Raw genomic sequence first — 6,562 nt, forward strand, 5'->3', positions numbered from 1 at the left:
AAGACCCTGATGGCCGCTACCCGCCAAGACACCCTTCCGGTAATCCGTAATCTCGACGATTTCGACCCACGCTCGGGCAACGGCCTGGAGCGCCTGGTGTTCAACCATCGCCTGCCGTTCCTGCTGTGCATGCTGCTGGCGACCTTGGTGCTGGGCTACATGGCGCTGACCCGCCTGGAGCTGCGCCCCAGTTTCGACAAGATGCTGCCGCAGAGCCATCCCTACATCCAGAACTACCTGGAAAACCGCCCATCGCTGCGTGGCCTGGGCAACGCAGTGCGGGTGGTGGTGGAGAACACCCAGGGCGACATCTTCGACCCGGGCTATCTGCAGACCCTGCGTCACATCAACGACGAACTGTTCCTCAGCCAGGGCGTGGACCGGGCCTGGGTGAAGTCGCTGTGGAGCCCGGCGGTGCGCTGGACCGAGGTGACCGAGGAGGGCTTCCAGGGCGGCCCGGTGATGCCCGACGGTTACCAGGGCGTGGCGGGTGACATCGAACAATTACGGCAGAACATCGAGCGCGCCAACATCGTCGGCAGCCTGGTGGCGCGCGACTTCAAGTCGAGCATGCTGATCGTGCCGCTGCTCGACCAGGACTCGGCCACTGGCAAAGGCCTCGACTACCATGCCTTCTCGCAAAAGCTCGAACAACTGCGCAGCCAATACCAGGCCAGCGGCCAGTACCGCATCCATGTCATCGGCTTTGCCAAGCTGATGGGTGACCTGATCGACGGGCTGATCCAGGTGATGGCGTTCTTCGCCCTGGCGGTGCTGACCAGCCTGCTGATCATCTACTGCTATACCCGTTGTGTGCGCAGCACCTTGCTGGTGGTGCTGTGTTCGCTGACTGCGGTGGTGTGGCAACTGGGCATCGTCGCCTGGCTGGGCTACGCCATCGACCCGTATTCGATCCTGGTGCCGTTCCTGATCTTCGCCATTGGCGTATCCCACGCGGCGCAGAAGATGAACGGCATCCTCCAGGACATCGGCCGTGGCACCCACCGCCAGGTGGCGGCGCGCTATACCTTCCGCCGCCTGTTCGTGGCCGGGGTGACCGCGTTGCTGGCCGATGCGGTGGGTTTTGCCGTGTTGATGCTGATCGACATCCCGGTGATCCAGGACCTGGCGATCACCGCCAGCATCGGCGTGGCGGTACTGATCTTCACCTCGCTGCTGCTGATGCCGGTGGCGCTGTCTTATGTAGGTGTTGGCCGCAAGGCTGCCGAGCGGGCACTGGAAATTGATGCTCGTTGGGGCTGCAACGCAGCCCCAATCAATCCATGGAGCCTGCTCGACCGCTTCACCGAACGCAAATGGGCCAGCGCCGCACTGCTGGTGGCCCTGGCCTTGGGCGCCATCGGCATCTGGGGCAGCCTGCAATTGAAAATCGGCGACCTCGACAGCGGTGCCCCCGAGCTGCGTGCCGACTCCCGCTACAACCTCGACAACGCCTACATCACCCAGCACTACGCGCTGTCCAGCGATACCTTCGCGGTCATGGTCAAGACCGCTCCGGAAGGCTGCCTGCAATACCAGACGCTGGTCCTTGCCGACCGCCTGGCCTGGCAGCTGCAGCAATTGCCGGGTGTGCAGACCACCGTGTCGCTGGCCAACGCAGTGCGCCAGATCACCGCTGGCACCTACGAAGGCAACCCGCGCCTGAACAGCCTGCAGCGCAACCAGGATGTGCTCAACTACGCCGCCCAGCAGGCCTCGGTCAACGCCCCGGAGCTGTTCAACAACGACTGCTCGCTGATGCCGGTAATCGCCTACCTCAAGGACCATCGCGCTGACACCCTGGCCCAGGTGGCTGCCGTGGCCGAGCGCTTTGCCCAGGCCAACAGCAGCGCCGAACAGCAGTTCCTGCTGGCCGCCGGCAGTGCCGGTATCGAGGCCGCCACCAACGTGGTGGTTCGCGAGGCCAACCACCGCATGCTGTTGCTGGTGTACCTGGCGGTCACGCTGTTCTGCCTGTTCACCTTCCGCAGCTGGCGCGCCACGCTGGTGGCGATCCTGCCGCTGATGCTCACCTCGGTGCTGTGCGAGGCGCTGATGGTGGCCATGGGCATTGGCGTCAAGGTCGCCACCTTGCCGGTGATCGCCCTGGGCGTGGGCATAGGCGTGGACTACGCGCTGTACCTGCTCAGCGTGCAGCTGCACTACCAGCGCGCCGGGCTGAGCCTGGCCCAGGCCTACCGGAAAGCCGTGGCCTTCACCGGCCGGGTGGTGGGGCTGGTCGGCATTACCCTGGCGGCCGGCGTGGTCGGCTGGGCCTGGTCGCCGATCAAGTTCCAGGCCGACATGGGCCTGCTGCTGACCTTCATGTTCCTGTGGAACATGCTCGGCGCGCTGGTGCTGATCCCTGCATTGTCGCATTTCCTCCTGCGTGGCCAGGCCGCCCCGGCGCCTGCCGAGGCCCAGGCCACGCCGCTTCCGCAAACCCAAGAAACCGAGTGCTCGCCTCATGTCTGATTACCTTGCGCCACTGCGCGACATGGATTTTCTGTTCAACGAAGTGTTCGACATCCCGGCCTGGTGGGCACAAACGCCCGCCCTGGCCGAGCAGGTCGATGGCGACACTGCCCGGGCCGTGCTGGAACAGGCCGGCAGGCTGATTGCCGAGGTGGTGGCGCCGCTCAACCGCAGTGGCGACGAGCAGGGCTGCCGCTGGGAGGCCGGCCAGGTGCGTACCCCCGACGGCTTCGCTGACGCCTACCGGGCATTCGCCGCGGATGGCTGGGTGGGCGTGGCCGGCGCCCCTGAGTACGGGGGCATGGGCATGCCGAAAGTGATCGGCGCCCAGCTCGAAGAAATGCTCAATGCCGCCAATCTGTCGTTCGGCCTGTACCCGATGCTGACCGCCGGGGCTTGCCTGGCGCTGCTCAACCATGCCAGCGAGCCGTTGAAGGCGCTGTACCTGCCGCCCATGTACCAAGGGCGCTGGACCGGTTCGATGTGCCTGACCGAGCCGCATGCTGGCACCGACCTGGGCCTGATTCGCACCCGCGCCGAGCCGGTTGCCGATGGCCGTTATCGCATCAGCGGGACCAAGATCTTCATCACTGGCGGTGAGCAGGACCTGACCGAGAACATCATCCACCTGGTACTGGCGCGGCTGCCGGATGCGCCCGCCGGGCCCAAGGGCATCTCGCTGTTCCTGGTGCCCAAGGTGCTGGTTGACGCCGACGGCGCGCTGGGTGAGGCCAATGCGGTGAGTTGCGGTTCGATCGAGCACAAGATGGGCATCAAGGCCTCGGCCACCTGCGTGATGAACTTCGACGGTGCAATCGGCTACCTGGTGGGCGAGCCGAACAAAGGCCTCAACGCGATGTTCACCATGATGAACTACGAGCGCCTGGGCGTAGGTATCCAGGGCCTGGCCCTGGGCGAACGCTCCTATCAGGGTGCCATCGCCTATGCCCGTGACCGCCAGCAGGGCCGTGCACCGAACGGCGCCGAAGCACCGCAGCAAAGCGCTGACCCGATCATCGTCCACCCGGACGTGCGGCGCATGCTGCTGACCATGAAAGCGCTGAACGAAGGCGGGCGGGCCTTTTCCACCTATGTGGCGCTGCAGCTGGACCTGGCCAGATACAGTGAAGCCCCGGTCGTGCGCGCGCAGGCCGAAGCCAGGGTGGCGCTGCTCACACCGGTGGCCAAGGCCTTCCTCACCGACATGGGGCTGGAGACCACCGTGCACGGCCAGCAGGTGCTGGGCGGTCATGGCTATATCCGTGAGTGGGGCCAGGAGCAGCTGATCCGCGACTGCCGCATCACCCAGATCTACGAAGGCACCAATGGTATCCAGGCGCTAGACCTGGTGGCGCGCAAGCTGTTTGGCGATGGCGGCCAGGCCTATCGCAGTGTGTCCGACGAAATCACCACCTTTGCCGAGGCATTGCCCACGGCATGTGCAGAGTTCGGCGCGCCATTGCTGGCCGCCGTGCGCAACCTCGACGAGCTGACTGACTGGTTGCTCGACCGGGCCCAGGGCAACCCGCGCGAGCTTGGCGCGGCGGCGGTGGAGTACCTGCAGGTGTTTGGTTACACCTTCTACGCCTACCTGTGGGCACGCATGGCCGTGGCATGCCAACACCATGCGGCCCCCGAGCCGTTCCACCTGAGCAAGCTGGGTACCGCGCGGTTCTACTTTGCCCGCCTGCTGCCACGTATTCACTCGCTGAGCGCCAGCGTCAGGGCCGGTAGCGACAGCCTGTACCTGCTCGAGGCCGGGCAACTGTGAAGGCCGCCGACATGATCACCACTCGCGTCATGCCCGCGGCCGAGCAGGCCTACGCCTATCCGCTGCTGATCAAGCGCCTGCTGCTGTCGGGCGTGCGCTACCAGCCCAATCAGGAAATCGTCTACGCCGACAAACTGCGCTACACCTACACCACGCTGCTCGAACGCATCCAGCGGCTGGCCAATGTGCTGACCGCCGCCGGGGTCAAGCCTGGCGACACCGTGGCCTTGCTCGACTGGGACAGCCACCGGGCGCTGGAGTGCTTCTTTGCCGTGCCGATGCTGGGTGCGGTGCTGCACACGGTGAACGTACGGCTGTCCACCGAGCAGGTGCGCTACACCATGAACCATGCCGAGGATCGCCTGGTGCTGGTGCATGACGACTTCCTGCCATTGATGGCGCAGTTACGCGAGGACTTGCCGACGGTCGAGGGCTTCATCCGCCTTGGTGACGGCGGCCCCGTGATGCAGGGCGTGCCGTTGCTGGGCGAGTACGAAGCGCTGCTGGCGGCTGCCGAGCCGCAGTTCGACTTCGCCGATTTCGACGAGCACTCTCTGGCCACGCTGTTCTACACCAGCGGTACCACCGGCGACCCCAAGGGCGTGTACTTCAGCCACCGGCAACTGGTGCTGCATACCCTGGTCGAGCAGGGCACCCTGGCTGCCTGTGGGGAGGTGCCGCTGCTGCGCAGCGGCGACGTCTACATGCCCATCACGCCGATGTTCCACGTGCATGCCTGGGGCGTGCCCTATGTGGCTACGGCGTTGGGCATCAAGCAGGTCTATCCCGGGCGCTACGAGCCCAATCGCCTGGTGCGTCTGTACCGCGACGAGGGCGTGACGTTCTCCCATTGTGTGCCCACGGTGCTGCAGATGATGCTGGACAGCGAGGAAGGGCGCTGCGCCGACCTGACCGGCTGGAAAATGCTGCTGGGCGGCAGTGCCCTGACCCTGGGCCTGGCGCAACGCGCCAGCGAGCGCGGCATCAGTGTGCATTGTGGCTATGGCATGTCGGAAAGCTGCCCGCTGCTCAGCATCACCCATCTGAGCGCCGACCTGCTGGCACTGCCCATGGCGCAACAGTTGCCGCTGCGGATCGATGCCGGTGTGCCGATTGCCCTGGTGGACCTGCGCATCGTCGACGCTGAAGGCAATGATGTGCCCCGCGATGGTGAAAGCCTGGGTGAAATCGTGGTGCGTGCGCCATGGTTGACCCAGGGCTACCTGCACGAACCGGAGCAGGGCGCCGCGTTGTGGCTGGGGGGCTGGATGCACACCGGTGACCTGGCCTGCATTGACCCGGCGGGTGTGGTGCGTATTCGTGACCGGATCAAGGATGTGATCAAGACCGGTGGCGAGTGGGTCAGCTCGGTGGCGCTGGAAAACCTGATCAGCCAGCACCCGGCTGTCGCGTCGGTGGCGGTGATCGGCATTCCGGACCCGCAGTGGGGTGAACAACCGTTGGCCTTGGTGGTCCGTTGTGACGGCATGCAGTTCGATCAGGCGGCATTGGCCGGGCACCTGCAGCCGTTTGTCGACAGCGGGCACCTGAACAAATGGGCGATACCGCGGCAGCTGCGTTGCGTGGACGAGATCCCCAAGACCAGCGTTGGCAAGATCGACAAGAAGCGGATCCGGCAGGCATTTCTCTGAACGCTGACAGGACTGGCTGATGGGCACCTGTGGGAGCCGGCATGCTCGCGGAGCAGGCGACGCGGTGGATGGCACCGGCTGCGCCGGTGTTCGCGGGTAAACCCGCTCCCACAGGTATGGCGCATTCCTTCAGCTGGTGGGGGCCCTGTGGGAGCGGGCATGCCCGCGAAGCAGGCCGCGGTGGATGGCACCGGCTACGCCGGTGTTCGCGGGTAAACCCGCTCCCACAGGTACAACACACTCCTTCAGCTGGTGGGGGCCCTGTGGGAGCGGGCATGCCCGCGAAGCAGGCGACGCGGTGGATGGCACCGGCTACGCCGGTGTTCGCGGGCACGCCCGCTCCCACAGGTATGGCGCATTCCTTCAGCTGGTGGGGGCCCTGTGGGAGCGGGTTCACCCGCGAAGCAGGCGACGCAGTGGATGGCACCGGCTGCGCCGGTGTTCGCGGGCGCGCCCGCTCCCACAGGTATGGCGCGCTCCTTCGGCTGGTGGGGGCCCTGTGGGAGCGGGTTCACCCGCGAAGCAGGCGACGCGGTGGATGGCACCGGCTACGCCGGTGTTCGCGGGTAAACCCGCTCCCACAGGTTGAGGTGCGCCCCATTTGTTGGACAATCTTTGATTAGGCTGCTGCGGCCTGATTCCTGTATGCCACGGGACTCAGGCC

At 65.7% G+C, this 6,562-nt stretch carries 3 protein-coding genes; all 3 read left to right on the top strand.

All coding sequences use genetic code 11. The features are described 5' to 3' along the window. Positions 1 to 9: 9 nt before the first annotated feature. The 3 genes from ACIQYU_RS25985 to ACIQYU_RS25995 are packed head-to-tail and all read left to right on the top strand — an operon-like array spanning position 10 to position 5,898. The gene (locus ACIQYU_RS25985) at positions 10 to 2,475 is read left to right on the top strand and encodes an RND family transporter (RefSeq protein WP_233688324.1); all 2,466 of its coding nucleotides are present in this window, start codon (positions 10 to 12) and stop codon (positions 2,473 to 2,475) included. Then, on the top strand, positions 2,468 to 4,246 hold the full coding sequence (locus ACIQYU_RS25990) for an acyl-CoA dehydrogenase C-terminal domain-containing protein (RefSeq protein ID WP_402802735.1): 1,779 nt from the start codon (positions 2,468 to 2,470) through the stop codon (positions 4,244 to 4,246). The genes ACIQYU_RS25985 and ACIQYU_RS25990 overlap by 8 nt, the downstream gene beginning before the upstream one ends. An 11-nt stretch (positions 4,247 to 4,257) precedes the next feature. After that, complete coding sequence (locus tag ACIQYU_RS25995) at positions 4,258 to 5,898, top strand: fatty acid--CoA ligase (protein WP_233688322.1); 1,641 nt, start codon at positions 4,258 to 4,260, stop codon at positions 5,896 to 5,898. Positions 5,899 to 6,562: the final 664 nt, after the last annotated feature.

This window comes from Pseudomonas sp. NPDC096925 (genome assembly GCF_044762545.1).
Classification (GTDB): domain Bacteria; phylum Pseudomonadota; class Gammaproteobacteria; order Pseudomonadales; family Pseudomonadaceae; genus Aquipseudomonas.

Bases quoted from the DNA above. Each gene is read 5' to 3' on its own strand.
- ACIQYU_RS25985 (WP_233688324.1), top strand. From the start codon at position 10: ATGGCCGCTACCCGCCAAGACACCCTTCCGGTAATCCGTAATCTCGAC.
- ACIQYU_RS25995 (WP_233688322.1), top strand. From the start codon at position 4,258: ATGATCACCACTCGCGTCATGCCCGCGGCCGAGCAGGCCTACGCCTAT.
- ACIQYU_RS25990 (WP_402802735.1), top strand. From the start codon at position 2,468: ATGTCTGATTACCTTGCGCCACTGCGCGACATGGATTTTCTGTTCAAC.